This is a genomic window from Mycobacterium aquaticum, assembly GCF_002086485.1.
Taxonomy (GTDB): domain Bacteria; phylum Actinomycetota; class Actinomycetes; order Mycobacteriales; family Mycobacteriaceae; genus Mycobacterium; species Mycobacterium aquaticum.
Map to the genome: position 1 here is coordinate 87,407 of NZ_MVHF01000022.1, position 17,954 is coordinate 105,360.

General features: G+C 67.3%; 16 protein-coding genes. 5 read left to right on the top strand and 11 right to left on the bottom strand.

The window, feature by feature from the left end:
- Positions 1–13 precede the first annotated feature (13 nt).
- The 9 genes from BST13_RS20955 to BST13_RS20995 all read right to left on the bottom strand — a co-directional run bounded on the left by BST13_RS20955 (position 14) and on the right by BST13_RS20995 (position 10,962).
- On the bottom strand, positions 14–892 hold the full coding sequence (locus BST13_RS20955; protein ID WP_083165938.1) for an intradiol ring-cleavage dioxygenase: 879 nt from the start codon (positions 890–892) through the stop codon (positions 14–16).
- Positions 889–1,938 carry a maleylacetate reductase gene (locus tag BST13_RS20960; RefSeq protein WP_083165939.1) on the bottom strand — a complete coding sequence of 350 codons (1,050 nt, stop codon included), beginning with the start codon at positions 1,936–1,938 and terminating at the stop codon, positions 889–891. Before BST13_RS20960 ends, BST13_RS20955 begins: the two co-directional genes overlap by 4 nt.
- Before the next feature lies 1 nt (position 1,939).
- The gene (locus tag BST13_RS20965) at positions 1,940–3,727 is read right to left on the bottom strand and encodes an FAD-dependent oxidoreductase (protein WP_083165940.1); all 1,788 of its coding nucleotides are present in this window, start codon (positions 3,725–3,727) and stop codon (positions 1,940–1,942) included.
- Between the two features lie 133 nt (positions 3,728–3,860).
- A complete protein-coding gene (locus BST13_RS20970; protein ID WP_083165941.1) occupies positions 3,861–4,781 on the bottom strand; it encodes a helix-turn-helix domain-containing protein in 921 nt (306 codons plus the stop codon).
- A gap of 97 nt (positions 4,782–4,878) precedes the next feature.
- A complete protein-coding gene (locus BST13_RS20975) occupies positions 4,879–5,016 on the bottom strand; it encodes a YbdD/YjiX family protein (protein WP_425437032.1) in 138 nt (45 codons plus the stop codon).
- Positions 5,016–7,316, bottom strand: coding sequence for a carbon starvation CstA family protein (locus BST13_RS20980; RefSeq protein WP_083165943.1), 2,301 nt, complete (start codon positions 7,314–7,316; stop codon positions 5,016–5,018). The genes BST13_RS20975 and BST13_RS20980 overlap by 1 nt, the downstream gene beginning before the upstream one ends.
- 46 nt (positions 7,317–7,362) lie before the next feature.
- Complete coding sequence (locus BST13_RS20985) at positions 7,363–8,886, bottom strand: ATP-dependent DNA ligase (RefSeq protein ID WP_083165944.1); 1,524 nt, start codon at positions 8,884–8,886, stop codon at positions 7,363–7,365.
- Between the two features lie 21 nt (positions 8,887–8,907).
- Positions 8,908–9,276 (bottom strand): GatB/YqeY domain-containing protein, encoded by a 369-nt coding sequence (locus tag BST13_RS20990; protein ID WP_083165945.1) that lies wholly within the window; start codon positions 9,274–9,276, stop codon positions 8,908–8,910.
- Positions 9,277–9,420: 144 nt separating this feature from the next.
- Entirely contained in the window at positions 9,421–10,962 is a 1,542-nt protein-coding gene (locus tag BST13_RS20995; RefSeq protein WP_083165946.1) for a molybdopterin-dependent oxidoreductase, read from the bottom strand.
- 150 nt (positions 10,963–11,112) lie between these two features.
- Here BST13_RS20995 and BST13_RS21000 point away from each other — a divergent pair, with 150 nt between their 5' ends.
- On the top strand, positions 11,113–11,880 hold the full coding sequence (locus tag BST13_RS21000) for an SDR family NAD(P)-dependent oxidoreductase (RefSeq protein ID WP_083165947.1): 768 nt from the start codon (positions 11,113–11,115) through the stop codon (positions 11,878–11,880).
- Between the two features lie 69 nt (positions 11,881–11,949).
- A complete protein-coding gene (gene poxB / locus BST13_RS21005) occupies positions 11,950–13,686 on the top strand; it encodes a ubiquinone-dependent pyruvate dehydrogenase (protein ID WP_083165948.1) in 1,737 nt (578 codons plus the stop codon).
- Between the two features lie 37 nt (positions 13,687–13,723).
- Here poxB and BST13_RS21010 read toward each other — a convergent pair whose 3' ends face one another.
- Positions 13,724–14,398 carry a winged helix-turn-helix transcriptional regulator gene (locus tag BST13_RS21010; RefSeq protein WP_083165949.1) on the bottom strand — a complete coding sequence of 225 codons (675 nt, stop codon included), beginning with the start codon at positions 14,396–14,398 and terminating at the stop codon, positions 13,724–13,726.
- Between the two features lie 151 nt (positions 14,399–14,549).
- On the opposite strand from BST13_RS21010, the gene BST13_RS21015 reads away from it, so the two are divergent.
- Together BST13_RS21015 and BST13_RS21020 are read left to right on the top strand one after the other, a co-directional pair.
- The gene (locus tag BST13_RS21015; RefSeq protein WP_083165950.1) at positions 14,550–15,359 is read left to right on the top strand and encodes a class I SAM-dependent methyltransferase; all 810 of its coding nucleotides are present in this window, start codon (positions 14,550–14,552) and stop codon (positions 15,357–15,359) included.
- 23 nt (positions 15,360–15,382) lie between these two features.
- Positions 15,383–16,447, top strand: a complete 1,065-nt coding sequence (locus BST13_RS21020; protein ID WP_083165951.1) for a phosphotransferase family protein — start codon at positions 15,383–15,385, stop codon at positions 16,445–16,447.
- A gap of 49 nt (positions 16,448–16,496) precedes the next feature.
- Here BST13_RS21020 and BST13_RS21025 read toward each other — a convergent pair whose 3' ends face one another.
- A complete protein-coding gene (locus tag BST13_RS21025) occupies positions 16,497–17,258 on the bottom strand; it encodes a sulfite exporter TauE/SafE family protein (protein ID WP_083165952.1) in 762 nt (253 codons plus the stop codon).
- A gap of 191 nt (positions 17,259–17,449) precedes the next feature.
- Between BST13_RS21025 and BST13_RS21030 the strand changes: the two genes are divergently transcribed.
- The gene (locus BST13_RS21030; protein WP_083165953.1) at positions 17,450–17,944 is read left to right on the top strand and encodes a 2-isopropylmalate synthase; all 495 of its coding nucleotides are present in this window, start codon (positions 17,450–17,452) and stop codon (positions 17,942–17,944) included.
- Positions 17,945–17,954 lie beyond the last annotated feature (10 nt).

Here is a 17,954-nt window from a genome sequence, read left to right on the forward strand (position 1 = left end):
CGGGTCTGGGGGATCAGTCTCCAGGCGCCAGCACGATGTCGAATCGTGCACGCGACCACGATCCGTCGACGGCGCGGCCGTCGGGTGTGGCCGTGCCCGCGGGTTGTGGCATGAAGTCGGTGATGAGCGACTCTTTCACGCCGAACACACTGTCGCGGTCGATGTAGCTGTCCCCGCGCACGAAGATGTGCGTGACCAGAGTGCGATGACCGGGCGCAGTCACCATGAAATGTAGGTGTGCCGCACGCATCGGAGATCGGCCGGTCGCGGCGAGCATCGCGCCCACCGGGCCGTCGTGCGGTATGGGATACGGCGTCGGGGTGATCCCCCAGAACCGGAAGGAGCCGTCCGCCTCGGTGAACAGGTGAGCCCTGCCTGCAGTACGGTCGTCGCCGTATTGCACGTCGTAGAAGCCCTTGTCGTCGGCTTCCCAAACCTCTAGTCGCGCTCCGGGAATCGGGCCTCCGCAGGTATCTCTCACGGTGCCTTCCACGTAGCACGGCTCGCCCGATGCTCCGGCCGCTATGTCGCCGCCCGTGGGAATCTGCGGTGAGTCGTCGACGAAGAATGGACCGAAAACCGTTGCCTCCGTAGCATTCGCATAGGCCTCATTGTTCATCGCAATGGTCTGCATCGAGGCTCCGAGAGTGTCTGACAGGAGGATGAATTCCTGCCGGCGGTCGTCGGTGATGTGCCCGACGGCCGTGAGGAATTCGATCGCGGTGCTCCATTCGGCCTCGGTGAGACGTACCTCGCGCAGGAACGCGTGCAGGTGGCGCACCACCGCCCCCATCAGCTCGCGCAGCCGTGGGTCCGGGGTCGCCGCGAACGACGCCACGACCTGGTCGACGAGGTCCTGCTCACGAAGCTGCTGCTTGGCTGAGAGTGTCATCGGGGTTCGTCTCCTTTCCAGGCCGCGTGCAGGAGTGCGGCGAGGTTCTCTGGGGTTACCGGCGTGGGATTGTTCGAAGGGATCACCGGGAGGATCGCCTCGACGGCTGCTGGTAGGTCGGACTCGGCCAGGCCGTAGTCGCTCAGTGCCCGCGGAGCGTCGACGGCTGCGCGCAGCTGCGCCAGACCAATTGAGGCCGTGTCGCTGCCGAACGCGGTGGCGATGCGGTTGGCGGCGTCGACCGCGTTCGGCGCGTTGAAGGCAAGGACATGCGGCAGCACCACCGAATGTGTCTGTGCATGAGGCAGATTGAACATTCCGCCCAGCACGTGACAGATCTTGTGGTGCATGCCGGAACCCGCTGAGGCGAATGCCGTTGCCGCGAGATAGGCGCCGTAGAGCGTCTCTTCGATCCCGGCGAGTCCGGCGGAGGCAACCCGGGGTAGTCCCGAGGCCAGCGCCCGGATGCCTTCACCGGCCAATGCGCGATCGATCGGATCAGCATGTGGTGCCCACATGGCGTCGATGCAGTGGGCGAGCGCGTTGAGTCCGGACGCGACGGCCAGATCGGTCTGTAAGGACGCGAGTAGCGTGGCGTCGTAGACCACTGCCCGCGGCAGGACCGCCACGTCGATACCCGTGGTTTTATGTCTGTTATCGGTGAGTCCCCAGACCGGCGTCGCCTCGGACCCCGCATATGTCGTGGGGACCGCGACGATCGGCAGTCCGGTGGTCAACGCGACGGCCTTGGCCAGTCCCGTCGCGGAACCCCCGCCGATGCAGACGATCGCATCGGCGTCGTGGTCGGCGGCAGCGGCGCGGGCCCGGTCGGCGGCGTCTACAGGCACATGCATCACGATGTCGCTGTGCCGCACAGCGATCGGGATCAGCTCACTGATGCGATCGGCCGGCTGAGCCGCTGATTCGCCGGCGATGAGCATCACCCGCTCCGCGTCGAGCCGGGCGATCTCGGAAGCCACCGCCGCGGCGGCGCCTGCACGGGCAAAGGTGACGCGCTGCGGGAGGGTGTCGTGGCTGAAGTCCATGTCAGCGTCCCAGCACCGTTGACAGGGCGCTCTTGAGTGCACTCGCCGGATCGTCGGGCAGCGTCTGCGACCGCCACGCGATGTGCTTGTCGGGGCGAATCAACAGAGCGCCGGATTCATCGACTTCGCGCAACTTGGCCCAGTCGTAGTAGAGATCGGTTATCTCGCGACCCGGGCCGATCACGACGGTTTCGACGTCGACGCCAAGGGAAGTGGCGACGTCAGCGGCCGCGGCTTGCCACGCCTCACCCGCGACACCTGTCAGCAGGGTGAAACGGTGGTACGGCGCCAGATCCATGAGCGCGAACTTCTCCCGATGGTTGCCCACCCACGCATGCGGCAGGTGAGCTCCCGGCACGGTCGACGGTACGTAATACAGATCGGGATCGCGATCGCCGATGGGAGCCGGACCATCGGACACCACGGCCGTGGATTCATAGAACTGTCCGAGTTCGACTCCGTGTGCGTTGAATTCGTAGTTCTTGAGATCCATCGCCTCCACCAGCGCGGCGCGTTTGGCCGCTCCCGCAGGCGTATTCGCCTTGCGCTCCTCGATCGCTGCGGCCATCTCGGTGGCGTCCTTGGCGGCGGTCACTCCGAGCGCATCGAAGAAATGCCTGAACTCGCGACTGGACTTGTTGGCGCGCTTGACGATCCGCTCGGCAACCGGCGCGCGCTCGGTGGTGTAGGTCTCCAACAGCGACGCGTCGGCCTGTCCGCGCAGAACCGCGGCCAGCTTCCACGCCAGATTGTAGGCGTCCTGGACCGAGGTGTTTGAGCCCAGCCCGTTGCTCGGCGGGTGCCGGTGGATCGCGTCGCCCGCGCAGAACACGCGGCCCTGCTGCAGCCGTGTCGCGTACATCTCGTTTTTGCCCCACAACGACTTACCGGTGATCTCGACGTCGATATCGGGCATCCCCAGCAGGTCTCGCACGATCTTCACTGCGGCGGCATCATCGAGTTCTGGCGCAGGCTGGTCGATGTCGTAGCCCCAGACGATGAGCCACTCGTTCCACGGGCGAACCATGCGGACCAGTCCCGCGCCGATACCGCCGACGTTCGCGCCGGGCTGGACCACCCAGTACAGCACCGACGGCCGGTGTCCGACGTACTGGGCGATGTCGGCCTTGAAGGTGATGTTCATCGACCCCGCGATGTCCATGCGGCCTTCGAACGGCAGCCCGATGTCGGCGGCGATCTTCGACCGCGCCCCGTCGGCGCCGATGAGATACCGGGCTCGGATCGTGTACTCGCGGCCGGTCAGCCGATCGCGGACGGCGACGTCGACACCTTCGTCGTCCTGGCAGTGCGACAGATACTCGGTGGAGAACCGCGTCTGCGTCCCACGGACCGTCGCGTTGCGCAGCAGGATCGGCTCAAGGTAGGTCTGGGGGATGTCGACGGTCAGGCACGGCGATGCGAGCTGATAGTCGGCCTCACGGGCGGCACCGGTACCCCAGGTGCGGATCCGGCCGATCTCCTCGCCTGCGATCGACGTGCAGAACACGGTGTCACCGACCAGAGAATGATCGGTTGCGTCGGCGAGCACCTGATCGGCGATGCCCAGGTCACGGAAGATCTCCATCGACCGCTGGTTGGTGATGTGCGCCCGCGGGGTGTTGGCCGTCCAGCGGAACTTGGTGATCATGATGTTGTCGATTCCCAGTGTCGACAGCGCCAACGCCGCCGACGACCCCGCGGGTCCGGAGCCGACGATGAGTACGTCGGTGACCACGACGTCGCCCTGAGGCAGTCGGGTCTGCGATTGTCCGTCGGAGAACTCGGGCATGGCTGACGCTCCTTTTGCGCTGCTGCACTGACCCGTCGAGTGTGTTGCGTCACAACGGCGTACCGGAAGGATCCGGCGCCGATGCGGCCGAAACGGGTACCGATGGCCGATCCGCGAAAGCGGGGAACCGGCGTCAGTGGCGGCGCCGGATCTCGCTCGGTGCGGCGCCGAACCGAGCGGCGAAGGCCGTCGAGAAGTGTGCGGCCGAGCCGAACCCGCATTGTGCGGCGATGTCCGCGACCGGCAGGCGGTGGCGAGCGGTGTCGATCAGCAGCGCATGGGCCCGGTCGAGCCGGCGCTCCCGGATGTACTGCGGCACGCTGCCACCGGAATCGGCGAACACGCGGGACAGTTGCCGGGGACTGAGCCCCACGCCGGCCGCGACCATCGCCGCACCCAGGCGGGGATCGGTCAGATGGGCCGCGATGAACGCCTTTGCAGCGGCAAGATGCGTCGACGCACCCGCACGCCGCCCGCCGGTCGCGATGAATGCGATCAGATCCATCAGGGTGTTCTCGTCAGCGGGAGCTGTCGCGTCGGCACTGAGCGCGCGAGCGACCAGGTGGGCCAGGGCGTCGGCCTGCGGATCGCCGGCAAAAGCGGCGACGACCGGACTGTCGAGATCGGTGAGGCCGGTGTGGTCGGTGAAGGCCGCACGCGGGACGCGGACGACGAGTTCGTCCAGCCCGCCGGAGAACCCACGGACGAAGGGTGTATCGGCGTCCGTCGCCAGCACTTGGCCGGGACGCAGCGTGCGCACACCGTCGTCGCGGTAGAAGAACGCCTCCCCGGAAAGAGTGAAGTACAGGGCGATCGAATCGACGGGCGAGGCGGTGATGTGTGCGCTGCTGCGCTCGACGATGTGCGGACCCGCGGTCACTCGCGCGAGCCCGAGTGTCCCCAGTTCGACATTGACCTCGCGCGCGTCGAGAGCACCGGAGCCGATTGTGCGGCACTGCAATCCGATCAGCGACGTCGAATTGTGCCGTTCCCAGCGCTCGATCCGCTCGGCGGCCGGCAGGCCGGCCGTCGAGAACTCCCTGATCGGCGTCATATCACCAGCCTACGGCGGCAACAGTGCGCCGAGACTACGGTTTGTGGTGCGAAAACCACTTTTTCGCACCACAAACCGTAGTGTCGGCGTAACCGGGTCAGCAGCAGCGTGCGCCGGGGTTGGCCTCGGTGTGCTGGTGGCGCATCTTCCAGAAGTCGCGCTCGGTGAGCACCGGCTCGCCGGGATGTGTGCGGGCCTGGTGCTCGACGTAGCGTCGATAGTGGTTGTCACCCATCAATGTGGCGACGTACCAACCGATTTGGTGTGCGGCTCGGCGTGCGCGCCCGGCAAGGCGTCCCATTGTTTCTGCACCTCCTTCTCCACGTGAGTCGGGATCAGGCCCGACGGCGCGAAAATCCGCGACGGCACCGGGTCGTCCTCGGTGAGCGGTCGGCCCGTGCCGCGCAGCGCTCGCAGCGCCATCACCACACCCGCGACGAACACGATGAGCACGAGCACCGCGAAGATCACCGAGAGTGTGCCCTGGATGAACGTGTTGCGGATGACGGCGTCGATCTGGTCGGGGTTCTTCGCCGCGCCGAAGGTCGACTTACCGGCTTCCTTGGCCGCGACGTACTGCGAATGCTGCTTCCAGTAGCCCACTTTCGGATCGCCGGAGAAGATCTTCTGCCACGACGCCGTCATGGTGACGACCAGATCCCACATCAGCGGTACACCCGGAATCCAGGCCCATTTCACCAGCCCGCGTTTGATCACGACGACGGTGGCGACGGTCAGCGCGATGGCGGCCAACAGCTGGTTGGCGATACCGAACAGCGGGAACAGGGTGTTGATGCCGCCCAGCGGATCGGTCACGCCCATCAGCAGGATGGACCCCCATGCCGCGACCACGATGATGCTGCAAGCCCACGCACCGACCCGCCAGCTCGGGTTGCGGAACTTCTTCATCGGGCCACCGAGGTTGCTCAGGCCGTCGGAGAGCATGAAGCGCGCCACCCGCGTACCTGCGTCGACGGTGGTGAGGATGAACAGGGCTTCGAACATGATCGCGAAGTGGTACCAGAACGCTTTCAGCCCGGCCCCGCCGAACACCTGGTGCAACACCTCGGACATGCCGAATGCCAGGGTCGGCGCGCCACCGGTCCTCGAGACCACCGTCTCCTCCCCGACACCCTGGGCGGCCGCGGTGATCTCGCCCGGGGTGATCGGGGAACCGGACAGGCCAAGGCCGTTGACGTAGGTGGCCGCCGTCTGCGCGGTGGTCCCGGTCTGCGCCGACGGCGCATTGATGGCGAAATACAGATGCTGGTTGATGATCGCCGCGGTGATCAACGCCATGATCGCAACGAACGACTCGGTGAGCATGCCGCCGTACCCGATGAGCCGCATCTGGCTTTCCTTCTCCAACAACTTCGGCGTCGTGCCCGAGGAGATGAGGGAGTGGAAGCCCGACAGCGCACCGCAGGCGATGGTGATGAACAGGAACGGGAACAGCGATCCCGCGAACACCGGGCCGGTACCGCTGGTGGCGAACTGCGAGATGGCGGGCGCCTCCATCACCGGCCGGGCGATGAGGATGCCGAGCGCCAGAAGTGCGATGGTGCCGACCTTCATGAATGTCGAGAGGTAGTCCCGGGGCGCCAGCAGCAGCCACACCGGCAGCACCGAGGCGGCCAGACCGTAGATGATGATGCACCACGAAAGCGTCACCTTCGACAGAGTGAACCAGTCAGCGCCCCAGTCGGTTTCGGCGACCCAACCACCCGAGACCACCGCGAGCAACAGCAGCACGACGCCGATCAGCGACACTTCAGATACCCGCCCGGGCCGCAGGAATCGCAGGTAGAGGCCCATGAAGATGGCGATCGGAATGGTCATCGCGATGGAGAACACGCCCCACGGGCTTTCGGCCAACGCGTTGACCACCACCAGCGCCAGGACTGCCAGCAGGATCACCATGATGACCAGCACGCCGACGATGGCGGAGACACCGCCGATGGCACCGAGCTCGTCACGCGCCATCTGGCCCAGCGACCGGCCGCGCCGGCGAACCGAGATGGCCAGCACCAGATAGTCCTGGACACAGCCCGCCACCACGGCGCCCACGATGATCCAGATGGTGCCGGGCAGGTAGCCCATCTGCATGGCCAGCACCGGGCCGACCAGCGGGCCGGCCCCGGCGATGGCGGCGAAGTGGTGACCGAACAGCACTCGGCGGTCGGTGGGTACATAGTCGGTGGCGTTCTCGAAAAGTTCGGCCGGAGTGGCATTGTCGTCGCGGGGCTTGACGATCTTCATCTCGATCAACCGGGCGTAGAACCGGAAGCCGATGACGTAGGTGCAGATCGCGGCGATCACGAACCAGACGGCGTTGACGGTCTCCCCGCGGAAGAACGCGATCACCGCCCAGGCGATGGCGCCGATGAGCGCGATGATTGCGAAGACGATTTTGTGCCGCGTGGTGATCCCGCGGCGATCAATTATTGCGACCGGCGGCAGATCCTTGTCGGTGCGGATATAGGTGACGTCGCCGTCGGTCTCCTCGATCCGGTCGGACGCGGTGGGTGTGGCCATGGGCCGATCTTTTCATCGCCGCCGCACTCGCGTGGCGGAACCCTCCTCAGGGTTCGTACAGGGCTCGAACAGTCTCGACGGTGTCGGCCTCCTCGGGCGATTTGTCGTCGCGGTAACGCAGCACGCGGGCAAACCGCAACGCCATTCCACCGGGATACCGTGACGAGCCCTGAACGCCGTCGAAAGCGATCTCGACGACCTGCTCGGGCCGGAGTTTCACCACGTACCCGTCGATGGGACCGTCGGCGAGTTCGGTGAAGCGTTCGGTCTGCCAGGCAAGCATCGCGTCGGTCATCCCTTTGAACGTCTTGCCCAGCATCACGAACCCGCCTGTTTCCGGATCACGCGCGCCCAGATGAATGTTGGAGAGCTTGCCGGTGCGCCGGCCCGAGCCCCATTCCACGGCGAGCACCACCAGATCCAGCGTGTGTACCGGTTTGACCTTGAGCCAGCCCGAGCCGCGGCGCCCCGCCTCGTACGGCGCTGCGGTGGCTTTCGCCATCACCCCTTCGTGCCCGGCGGCCAGGGTGGCCGCCAGGAACTCGTGAGCCTGCTCGGGGTCGGCGGTCACGATGTGGTCGACGCGCCGGGAGGCCGGGACGATCGCATCGAGTGCGGCGCGGCGTTCGAGGGTCGGTAGGTCGAGGAGATCGCGCCCGTCGACGTGCAGCAGGTCGAAGAAGAACACCGAAAGAGGCACCTCGTCGGTCGGATTCCGGCGGCCGAAGCGAGACGCGGTGACCTGGAACCGATGCGGCCGGCCGTCGGGACGCAGCGCGATGGCCTCGGCATCGGCGATCAGGTCGGTGACCGGGAGCGCGAGCGTCGCCGCGACGACCTCCGGCAGGCGCGAGGTGACGTCATCGAGGCTGCGGGTGTAGATGGACACGTCGGACCCGATGCGGTGGATCTGCACGCGCGCGCCGTCCAGTTTGGTTTCCAGAACGGCTGTGCCGCCGAGTCTTTCGAGGGCCTCGTCGATATCGCTTGCGGTCTGCGCCAGCATCGGCCCCATCGGGCGGCCCACCTGCAGGCCAAAGGCCCGCACCGCGGTGACGCCGCCGGTGGCTGCCGCGGCCGCGACGGCAGGCAGGTCACCGGCGAGCATGGCGGCGCGGCGCACGTCGGCCGCCGGAATGCCCGACGAGCGTGCGACGGCGTCTGCCATGACGCCGGCCAGTGCCCCCTGCCGCAACTCGCCGCCGAGCAGGCGGCGCAGGAAGGTCTGTTCACCGGCGGTGGCGGCGCCGAACAGGTCGGCCACGAGCTGGGCCCGGCGGCCTTGTGAACCCTTACCGGTGACCGCACCGATCGCCGTGAGCCGGCTGTCCACGTCGGTGATGGTCAGCGTCGGGGTGGCCGCCGGGGGAGGCAGGTTCCGCAACCCGGCCCAGCCGACGCCGATCTGACGTTGCGGCAGCTCCCCGGAGAGCCAGGCGACCACGACCGCGACGGGATCGCCTGCGGCGGCGACGGCGCTCAGCAGCGTGGCGATGCGCTCGGTTTTGGCCAGGCGTCCCGAACTCGCCGCCACGTCGGTGGATGCGGCGACGACCTCGGCAAGCAGCATGCGTTCAGCGTGCCACGACGGTCAGACATTCTTGAGCGTCTGCACCAGCACCGCGGCCTGCGAGCGCAGCTCGGCCGCCCGGACGTGATAGCCCGCGGCCACGAATTCATCTGCGGCCGACAGACGTTCGTCGACCTCGGATTCGATGAGGCGACGAATCTCGGCGTCGGAGAGCTCGAGCCGCGCGACCTCGGTGGCACCCAGGCCCGGCACCGACGCGGCGAAGGGGCCTGCGGAATATGCCGCAACCGCGGCGACCTGGGGGGCTTCGGCGTTGTCGATCGCGCTGAGCGCCGACCGCAACGCGACGACGCGCGGGGTGTCGCGGGCCTTGCGTGCCGACATCAGCCCGCGGCGCAGTGTGTCGCGCCAATGTTGTGCTGGTGTCATGTCACGACAATGTATTCGACCGGGGCGGAGACGTCGAAGCATTTTTGGCGCGGTCGACTGTGCTGAGCGTGCGCGAAATGCCTACTGAACACGGCGTGTCGGGCAACGGACGCGCACGCTCGCGGTGCAGGGGGGTGGGGAGGATCACGTCACGTCGAAGGACACGCGGTGCCAGCCGCTGGCCCCGTCGGGAACGGGGTCGGCCAGCTCGGGTGTCTGGACCGTGCCGGTGTTGTCGGTGGCCCGCACCGTGATCGTGTGGGGACCTGGGTCGGTGGCCATCCAGTCGAGGCTCCACAAGCGCCAGGTGTCGTCGGAGTACGCGGCGCCCAGCTGTGCAGGCTGCCAATCACCTTGGCGCCCAGGCCCGTCGATGCGAACCTCGACCGCCTTCACGCCGCGGTGCTGGGCCCACGCCACCCCGCCGAACCGCACCGGGCCGCGGCCGACGCGTTGGCCGCCGCGTGGGACGTCGACGCGTGACTCGGTCTTGATCGGGCCGCGCGCCGACCAGCCGAGCTTGGTCCAGTACGCCTCCGCGCGGTCGAACCGGGTGAGTTCCAGATCGGTCACCCACTTGGTGGCCGACACGTATCCGTAGAGTCCGGGCACCACCAGCCGTGCCGGATAGCCGTGCTCGGTGGGCAGCGGCTCACCGTTCATCCCGATCGCGAGCAGCGCGTCGCGTCCGTCGGTGAGTGCATCGACCGGCGTGCCCGCGGTGAAACCGTCCACCGACGTCGACAACACCATATCGGCGTCGGGGTGAACACCGGCCGCGGCCAACAGATCCCGCACCCGGTAACCCGTCCAGGTGGCGTTGGAGATCAGGTTGCCGCCCACCGGGTTGGACACGCATGTCAAGGTCACGATCTTCTCGACCACCTCGAAGCGCTCCAGATCGGCCCAGCGCAGGGTGATTTCGCGGTCGGTCATGCCGTGGATGCGCATGCGCCAGTCGTCGCGGCTGAGTTGTGGCACGGTCAGCGCGGTGTCGATCCGATAGAACTGTGCCGACGGCGTGATGAACGACGGCACCGCAACGCCTTCGGGCTGTACCGCGGGTGGCACGGCAGGGGCGGGGCGGGCCGGTCGCGGCACGGTGAAGGCGCTACGGTCTTCGGTGACCGAGGAGGCCAGCCGGGACAACACCACCCCGGCCACGCCGCTGACCACACCGGCGGTCAGCAGACCGAGCGTCACCAGGGAACGGCGCCGGCCGGGATCCACACCGTCATCGCCGACGGGTTTGTCGCGCAAGCCTTCCGAGACCAGCAGGCGCAACACCGCGATCCCGCACAGGGTGCCGATGATGGTCGGAACCACTGCCGGCCAACTCGCACCGGGCCGCGACAGCACGGCCGCGCATCCGGCGACCCCGCCGAGCCCGATGGCGATGCTGCCCACCGGAACCCTGCCGGTTTCCCACGTGGCGGCGACCGCGGCGATCGTGACGATGACGACCAGCACCGCAACGGTCAGCATCGGCTTGTCGGCGGTGCCGAAAGTCGCGATGGCCCACTCCCGGACCGGTCCAGGGGTCAGGTCGATGACCGCGGACCCGACCGCCGTGCGAGCGTCGGATGCCGGCCCGAACAGCACCGCCAGCAAGCCGGTGACGCCAAGGGCCACCGCTGCCGCCGCGACACCGGCCAGCGCCGGCACGGGAGCAGTGCGATCGGCCATATTCACAAGCTACCTGCGGCCAGGCCCGGCAGAGCTGACGAAACCATGACGGCCGGGTCCGGGTTGCAAACCGCACCGGAAAGCCTTACCGGAAGGGATCCATCAGATAGGTTGCTTTACGGATTCGGTCATTTTTGGAAAGGGAGCTAGATGGAGATCGAAGGCAAGAAGGCCATCGTCGTCGGTGGCGCGTCGGGCTTCGGAAAGGCGACGGCGGAGGCATTGGCCAAGCGTGGCGCCACCGTCGCGGTGCTGGACCGACCCCAGTCCAAGGGCAAGGACGTAGCCGCCGAGATCGGGGGCTCGTTCTTCGAGGTCGACGTCACCGACTTCGCGGGCACCGAGGAGGCCTTGGAGCGAGCGGTCGCCGGCCTCGGCGGTCTGCACATTGCGGTCACCACTGCCGGCGGCGGTATCGGTGAGCGCACCATCAGCAAGAACGGCCCGCACAGCCTGGACTCGTTCCGCGCCAGCGTGGACCTCAACCTGATCGGGACGTTCAACGTCAGCCGCCTCGCGGCATGGCAGATGAGCAAGAACGAGCCGGTCGACGCCGAAGCCGAGGAACGCGGCGTCATCATCAACACCGCCTCGATCGCGGCCTTCGAGGGGCAGATCGGTCAAGTCGCGTACACCGCGTCGAAGGCCGCTATCGCGGGCATGTCCCTGACCATGGCTCGCGACCTGGGCAGCATGGGTATCCGCGTGCTCGCCATCGCACCCAGCCTCTTCGCGACCGGTTTGACGCAGGGCATTCCCGACGAGTTCGCCACGCAACTGACCAGAGACGCCGCGTTCCCGAGGCGACTCGGCCGCCCGGAGGAGTACGCCAAGCTCGCCGTCGCGATTGTCGAGAACCCGATGCTCAACGGCCAGTGCATCCGTTTGGACGCCGGTCAGCGCTTCGCCCCCAAGTAGAGTGATGCGGCGTGGCCGGTCACGCCCCGTGCACACCGGTCACGCCGACACCGCACCCCGGGAGGCGTCATGGCAACCGTTGCAGACCACGTGATCTCCGCGCTGAGCGCCAGTGGGGTGCGGCGGGTGTACGGCCTGCCCGGTGACAGCCTCAACGGGTTCACCGATGCCATCAGGCGATCCGAGGCCATCACGTGGCAACACGTCCGGCATGAGGAGACGGCGGGATTCGCCGCGGCGGCAGACGCCGCACTGACCGGCCAGTTGGCTGTCTGTGCGGGAAGCTGTGGGCCGGGCAATCTGCACTTGATCAACGGCCTGTTCGACGCGCAGCGCAGCCGGGTTCCCGTGCTGGCCATCGCCGCGCACATCCCGCGCACCGAAATCGGTTCGGGCTACTTCCAGGAAACCCATCCGCAACAGCTGTTCGGCGAGTGCAGCGTGTACTGCGAATTGGTCAGTACCCCGGAGATGGCGCCGCGCATCCTCGAGATGGCGATGCGCGCCGCGGTCGAAGAGAACGGGGTCGCCGTCGTCGTCGTGCCGGGGGAGATCTTCCTGGCCCGCACCGCAGGTTCGGGATGGACGTCGCGTCCGGTGCTGCCGACGCATTCGATCATGCGGCCAGACGACGAATCGGTCCGCCGCGCCGCGAATCTGCTCAACGCCGCCGAGCGGGTCACCATCCTCGGCGGTGCCGGGGTGGCGGGCGCGCACGACGAGCTGATCGAATTGGCCGCGAGGTTGCAGGCGCCGGTGGTGCATGCGTTGCGCGGCAAGGAGTTCATCGAATACGACAACCCGTTCGACGTCGGGATGACCGGGCTGCTCGGGTTCGCATCGGGATACAAGGCGATCAAAGAGGCCGACACGCTGCTGATGCTCGGCACCGATTTCCCCTATCAGCAGTTCTATCCCGAAGGCGCGACGGTCATCCAGGTCGACACCCGCGGCCGAAACCTGGGGCGTCGCACGCCGATCGACCTCGGTCTGCGCGGCACCGTGAAGGACACCCTGGCTGCGCTGCAACCGCTGCTGCGCGCCAAGACCGACCGCGAACATCTCGATCGGGCTCTGCGGCACTACGCGAAAACCCGTGCGTCCCTGGATGCGTTGGCGGTCAACGACCGTGACAAGACCCCGATCAGGCCGGAATATGTTGCCGCGCTTGCCAACCGGCTCGCCAGCGACGACGCGGTGTTCACCTGCGACGTCGGGTCGCCAGTGGTGTGGGCGGCGCGCTACCTCACCATGAACGGCAGGCGCAGGCTGCTCGGATCGTTCAACCACGGCACAATGGCCAACGCGCTGCCCCATGCCATCGGTGCCCAGACCGCCTACCCCGGCAGGCAGGTGGTTGCGCTGGCCGGCGACGGCGGGCTGACCATGCTCTTCGGCGAACTGGTGACGCTGATCCAGAACCGGTTGCCGGTCAAGCTGATCGTGTTCAACAACTCGTCGCTGAACTTCGTCGAGCTGGAGATGAAAGCCGCGGGCATCGTCACGTTCGGTACCGACCTGGTCAACCCCGACTTCGCCGCCGTCGCCCAGTCGATGGGGGTGTTCGGGCGGCGCGTAACCGAACCTGCCGCCCTGGAACGGGCATTGGCCGACGCCTTCGCCCACGACGGGCCCGCCGTGGTGGACGTCGTCACCGCGCGCCAAGAACTGTCGATACCGCCTGCCATCACCGTCGAACAGGCCAAGGGCTTCTCGCTGTATGCGATCCGGACCATCCTGGCCGGCCGCGCGGACGAGCTGCTCGACCTGGTTTCCACCAACGTGGCGCGGCGCATCCTGGACTGACGGCCTACCGCCCGAAGGCGTTACTTCACAACGAGATTCAGGCAGGCCGGGGCACGGCAGCCGACGCGCTCTGCCCGAGCCATTTGGGGATGTTGCGGCGTACGTCGGCAGGGCCGGACAACGCGACGCTGCCGTCGAGCACAGCGTGTGTCCAGCCTTGATCGCCGCGCCAGATCCGGGTCAGCGTGCGCAGGCTGGTTTCGACGGTGCCGGTCACCTCATAGCCCGGGTCGAAATCACACACATCGGCCTGCCCGTCGGACACCACCAGCCACCACCGAGATGCCTTGACCGCGACACCGTCGAGGATGAATGCGACCGTGGTGCGCGACCGTGGCCAGTTCTCGATCGGGATGGTGCGGCGCATGTCCCAGAACAGCAGATGCGGATCCAGGTCGGCCTCGCCGAGCTCACCGATCCAACGGACTCCCCATGCCCCGAGGGCGGTGACGATACCTGCCAGCTCTTGGCCGCACTCGGTGAGGGAATACGTTGTGCGGCCATCGATCTCACTGCGCTCGACGACCCCTGCGCGGGTCAGGGTCTTGAGGCGCTTGGACAGCAGCGCCGGGGACATCTTGGGTACCCCACGGCGCAGATCGTTGAAGTGGGTGCTGCCGAGCAGTAGCTCCCGGATCACCAGCATGGTCCAGCGTTCATCGAGCAATTCCATGGCCTTTGCCATCGGGCAGAACTGGCCGTATCCCGACATATCCGCACCTTTCGTGGATCGCCGCCGAATCTATGGTCTCGCAGCCGGCCTGCCCAGTACAGATTCAGTAGCGGGGCAGGTACAGAACTGGAACTGGATGTGCCCGCGGCCGGGCCGCATCATGGGTTCACCCGCGCGAGAGGAGTCACCGATGAGCGCTGTAGTGGACGATTTGGCAGCCAAGCACCGTGCGTTGTGGGCGTTGGGCGATTACGCCGCCATCGCCGCCGACGTGGTGGCGCCGCTGGGCCCTGAACTCGTGGCCGCCTGCGACATCGGAACCCAGGACCGGGTGCTCGATATCGCTGCCGGAACCGGCAATGCGGCGATTCCGGCCGCCGCGACGGGCGCGCGCGTCGTCGCCAGCGATCTGTGCCCGGAGTTGGTGCAGCGAGGCAGGCAGCACGCCGACGAACGCGGTGTCGAACTGCAATGGCGCGAAGCCAACGCGGAAGCGCTGCCATTCTCCGACGACGAGTTCGATGTGGTGATGTCGTGCATCGGGGTGATGTTCGCGCCGCATCATCAGCAGGCCGCCGACGAGCTGATCCGGGTGTGCCGTCCGGGTGGCCGTATCGGCGTGATCAGTTGGACCCCTGAGGGTTTCATCGGACGATTGTTCGCGACCATGAAGCCGTATGTGCCTGCGCCACCGGCCGGTGTGTCGGCCCCGCCGCTGTGGGGCAGCGAGGACCATGTGAGTGCGTTGTTCGGCGACGCGGTCGTCGACATCACGACGCAACGGCGAGATCTGTCGGTCGATGCCTTCCCCGACGGCGCCGCATTCCGCGACTATTTCAAGGCCAACTACGGGCCGACGATCGCGGCGTACCGCGGTATCGCCGACGATCCGGCGCGGGTGGCCGCACTCGACGCCGACATCGCAGCACTGGGCGATCGCAGCATCAGCGACGGCTCGATGGGCTGGGAGTACCTTCTGGTGACCGCGCGTAAGCGCTGAATGCGGGCTGGCACGATGGCTGCATGCCGGACGACGTGCAGCAGCTGCCGACGCTCAGTGACGCCGACCTGGCGGCGTTGACGCCCTGGCTGCGGAGCCAGGGAATCGGTTCGACCATCACCGATGTGGCGCCGCTGACGGGTGGAACCCAGAACATCGTGGTGGGCCTGCGGGTCGACGGCAGGCAGATGGTGCTGCGCCGCCCGCCGCTGCACCCGCGGCCGACCAGCGACAAGACGATGCTGCGTGAGATCGCCGTGCTGCGCACGCTGGCAGGGTCCGCCGTACCCCATCCCGGATTCATCGCCGGCTGCACTGATCTCGACGTGCTCGGCGTCGTGTTCTATCTGATGGAGCAGGTGGACGGATTCAACCCGGGCACCGAGGTCGCCGAGGCATACCGGACCGATGCGGACATGCGCTACCGCGTCGGGCTGTCCTACGCCGCGAGCCTGGCCGAACTCGGTAACGCCGCCTGGGTCGACAGTCCGCTGGCCGAGATCCGGCCGCCGGGTTCTTTTCTGGCCCGCCAGGTTCCGCAGTTCCTGCGACTGCTGGAAAGCTACCGGCACGAGCACTACGCGCCGGAATCACTGCCCGCGGTGGGGGAGTTGGCGCAGTGGCTGGAATCGAACCGGCCGCCCGACGCCGAGCCGGGCATCATGCACGGCGACGCTCACCTGAACAACGTGCTGCTGGAACGCGAGAGCCCGCAATTGGCCGCGTTCATCGACTGGGAGATGTGCACCATCGGCGACCCGCTGCTGGATCTCGGCTGGATGTTGGTGTGCTGGCCGGACCAACCCAATCCGATCAACGCGGGTTCGGCGCTGGCCGCTCTGGGTGGGCTCGCGAGCCGGCGCGACCTGCTCGACGCCTACCGCGACGCCGGCGGCCGAACGACCTCCGCACTGGACTGGTATGTGGCGCTGGCCTGTTTCAAGCTCGGCATCGTGATCGAGGGCACCTGGTCGCGCTACCTGGCCGGGCGCGCGAGCCGGGAGGCCGGCGAACAACTGCATGCGTCGGCGGCCAACCTGATCGACCTGGGGACACGGGTCATCAAGGGCGACAACCCGTTCCTCTGACCCGCGAGCCGCAGCTCCTACGTCACGCGGCGTCTGGTGGCGGTGAAGATCAGTACGCATCGAACGCGAGCTTGATGGCCAAGGCGAAGCCTGCCAAGCCGATCAGCACCCGCAGTGGGGTGCCCGGAGAGTGCCGTACCACGACGGGCCCCAGCCGGGAACCGATGAGGCAGCCCAACCCGAGCGGCAGCACCGCGGGCCAGTACACGGGCGCCAAGAACACGAAGGCAAGAGCTGCCACAGAATTGGCGACGCCGAGGATGACGTTCTTGCCCGCGTTGGCGTGCGCGAGGCTGGCACCCCCGGCCCGGAGCAGCAGGGCCAGCAACAGCACCCCGGCGGCGGCGCCGAAATAGCCGCCGTAGATCGTGATCAGGAAGATCGCTGCGGCTTCCATCGTCACGCGCACGAGGTGATCGCGGTGATCGCCCAGGCGCGCTTCGCGATGCTCCTTGGGCGGCAACAAGATCGCCACCGACGCGATCCCGATCAGTAGCGGTACCGCCTTCTCGAAACCCTCGGCCGGTGTGCACAGCAGCAGTGCCGCGCCTGCCGCACCACCGACCATGGCCACCGGCAGGATCCGTTTGATCCACGGACCCTGCCCGGCCAACTCGGGTCGTGAACCCCACACCGACCCGATGCCGTTGAACACGAGGGCGACGGTGTTGGTCACGTTGGCCGTCACCGGCGGCAGTCCGATCAGCAGTAGTGCCGGATAGGTGGCTACCGACGCGAGGCCCGCGATGCTGCCGGACAAGCCACCGACGACCCCGGCGGCGATGAGTAGTGTGACGTCCCAGAAACTCATGAGGCGTCCACGCGCGCTGACGTTACCGAGCGAAAGTGATTGCGCGACTCCCGGGGGAGCGTCTAGCATCGCCAACGTGCCAAGGCGACTTGTAGTAGCAACCCGCAGCGGGGTCTGATCCAGACCGACCCCTCGCTGTGGGTCGTTGCTACTTCGTCGGTCAATTCCTCTGAGCAAGAGAAGACCGGCACATGTATCCCTCATCGGCAACACCAATGACGCACCACCGCCCCGCATTCGCGGCCAGCTTCACCGCGCCGCTGCCGCGTGGCGTGCGCGCCGCCGCGGAGTCAGTGTCCTGGGACGACTTCCTGGCCGAGTACGCACCCAGTGGGGGACCGCTGCGCATGGGGCAGTGGAGCTGCACCGACGCCGCTCGCCCGGGACGCAGGCTGGGGCCGCAGAGTCGCGGCTATCAGGCCACCCTCGCCTTCGGCGACACCGTCAGCACGTCACGGGCGGCGGCCAGTGGTCCGATCGCCGCGCTGACCGCGATGCTGCACGACCGCGGCATCGCCCTCGAGACCACGTCGTTTCACCAGCTACCGACCGGCGGACGCACCGCTACCTTCCTGCAGGGCAGCGACGGATCCCGCAGCATGTGGGCGATGGGCCTCGACGCCGATCCGGAGCTGTCGGCGTTGCGTGCCGTCATCGCGTGTGTGAACCGGTTGATGAGCGCCTGAACCCGCAGGC

Excerpts from the sequence above, each read along its gene's own strand:
- poxB (WP_083165948.1), top strand. The coding sequence starts at position 11,950 with ATGGCAACCGTTGCAGACCACGTGATCTCCGCGCTGAGCGCCAGTGGG.
- BST13_RS20975 (WP_425437032.1), bottom strand. The coding sequence starts at position 5,016 with ATGGGTGACAACCACTATCGACGCTACGTCGAGCACCAGGCCCGCACA.
- BST13_RS20980 (WP_083165943.1), bottom strand. The coding sequence starts at position 7,316 with ATGGCCACACCCACCGCGTCCGACCGGATCGAGGAGACCGACGGCGAC.
- BST13_RS21010 (WP_083165949.1), bottom strand. The coding sequence starts at position 14,398 with ATGTCGGGATACGGCCAGTTCTGCCCGATGGCAAAGGCCATGGAATTG.
- BST13_RS21030 (WP_083165953.1), top strand. The coding sequence starts at position 17,450 with ATGTATCCCTCATCGGCAACACCAATGACGCACCACCGCCCCGCATTC.
- BST13_RS20955 (WP_083165938.1), bottom strand. The coding sequence starts at position 892 with ATGACACTCTCAGCCAAGCAGCAGCTTCGTGAGCAGGACCTCGTCGAC.
- BST13_RS21020 (WP_083165951.1), top strand. The coding sequence starts at position 15,383 with ATGCCGGACGACGTGCAGCAGCTGCCGACGCTCAGTGACGCCGACCTG.
- BST13_RS21025 (WP_083165952.1), bottom strand. The coding sequence starts at position 17,258 with ATGAGTTTCTGGGACGTCACACTACTCATCGCCGCCGGGGTCGTCGGT.
- BST13_RS20965 (WP_083165940.1), bottom strand. The coding sequence starts at position 3,727 with ATGCCCGAGTTCTCCGACGGACAATCGCAGACCCGACTGCCTCAGGGC.
- BST13_RS20990 (WP_083165945.1), bottom strand. The coding sequence starts at position 9,276 with ATGACACCAGCACAACATTGGCGCGACACACTGCGCCGCGGGCTGATG.
- BST13_RS20995 (WP_083165946.1), bottom strand. The coding sequence starts at position 10,962 with ATGGCCGATCGCACTGCTCCCGTGCCGGCGCTGGCCGGTGTCGCGGCG.
- BST13_RS20960 (WP_083165939.1), bottom strand. The coding sequence starts at position 1,938 with ATGGACTTCAGCCACGACACCCTCCCGCAGCGCGTCACCTTTGCCCGT.
- BST13_RS20970 (WP_083165941.1), bottom strand. The coding sequence starts at position 4,781 with ATGACGCCGATCAGGGAGTTCTCGACGGCCGGCCTGCCGGCCGCCGAG.
- BST13_RS21000 (WP_083165947.1), top strand. The coding sequence starts at position 11,113 with ATGGAGATCGAAGGCAAGAAGGCCATCGTCGTCGGTGGCGCGTCGGGC.
- BST13_RS20985 (WP_083165944.1), bottom strand. The coding sequence starts at position 8,886 with ATGCTGCTTGCCGAGGTCGTCGCCGCATCCACCGACGTGGCGGCGAGT.
- BST13_RS21015 (WP_083165950.1), top strand. The coding sequence starts at position 14,550 with ATGAGCGCTGTAGTGGACGATTTGGCAGCCAAGCACCGTGCGTTGTGG.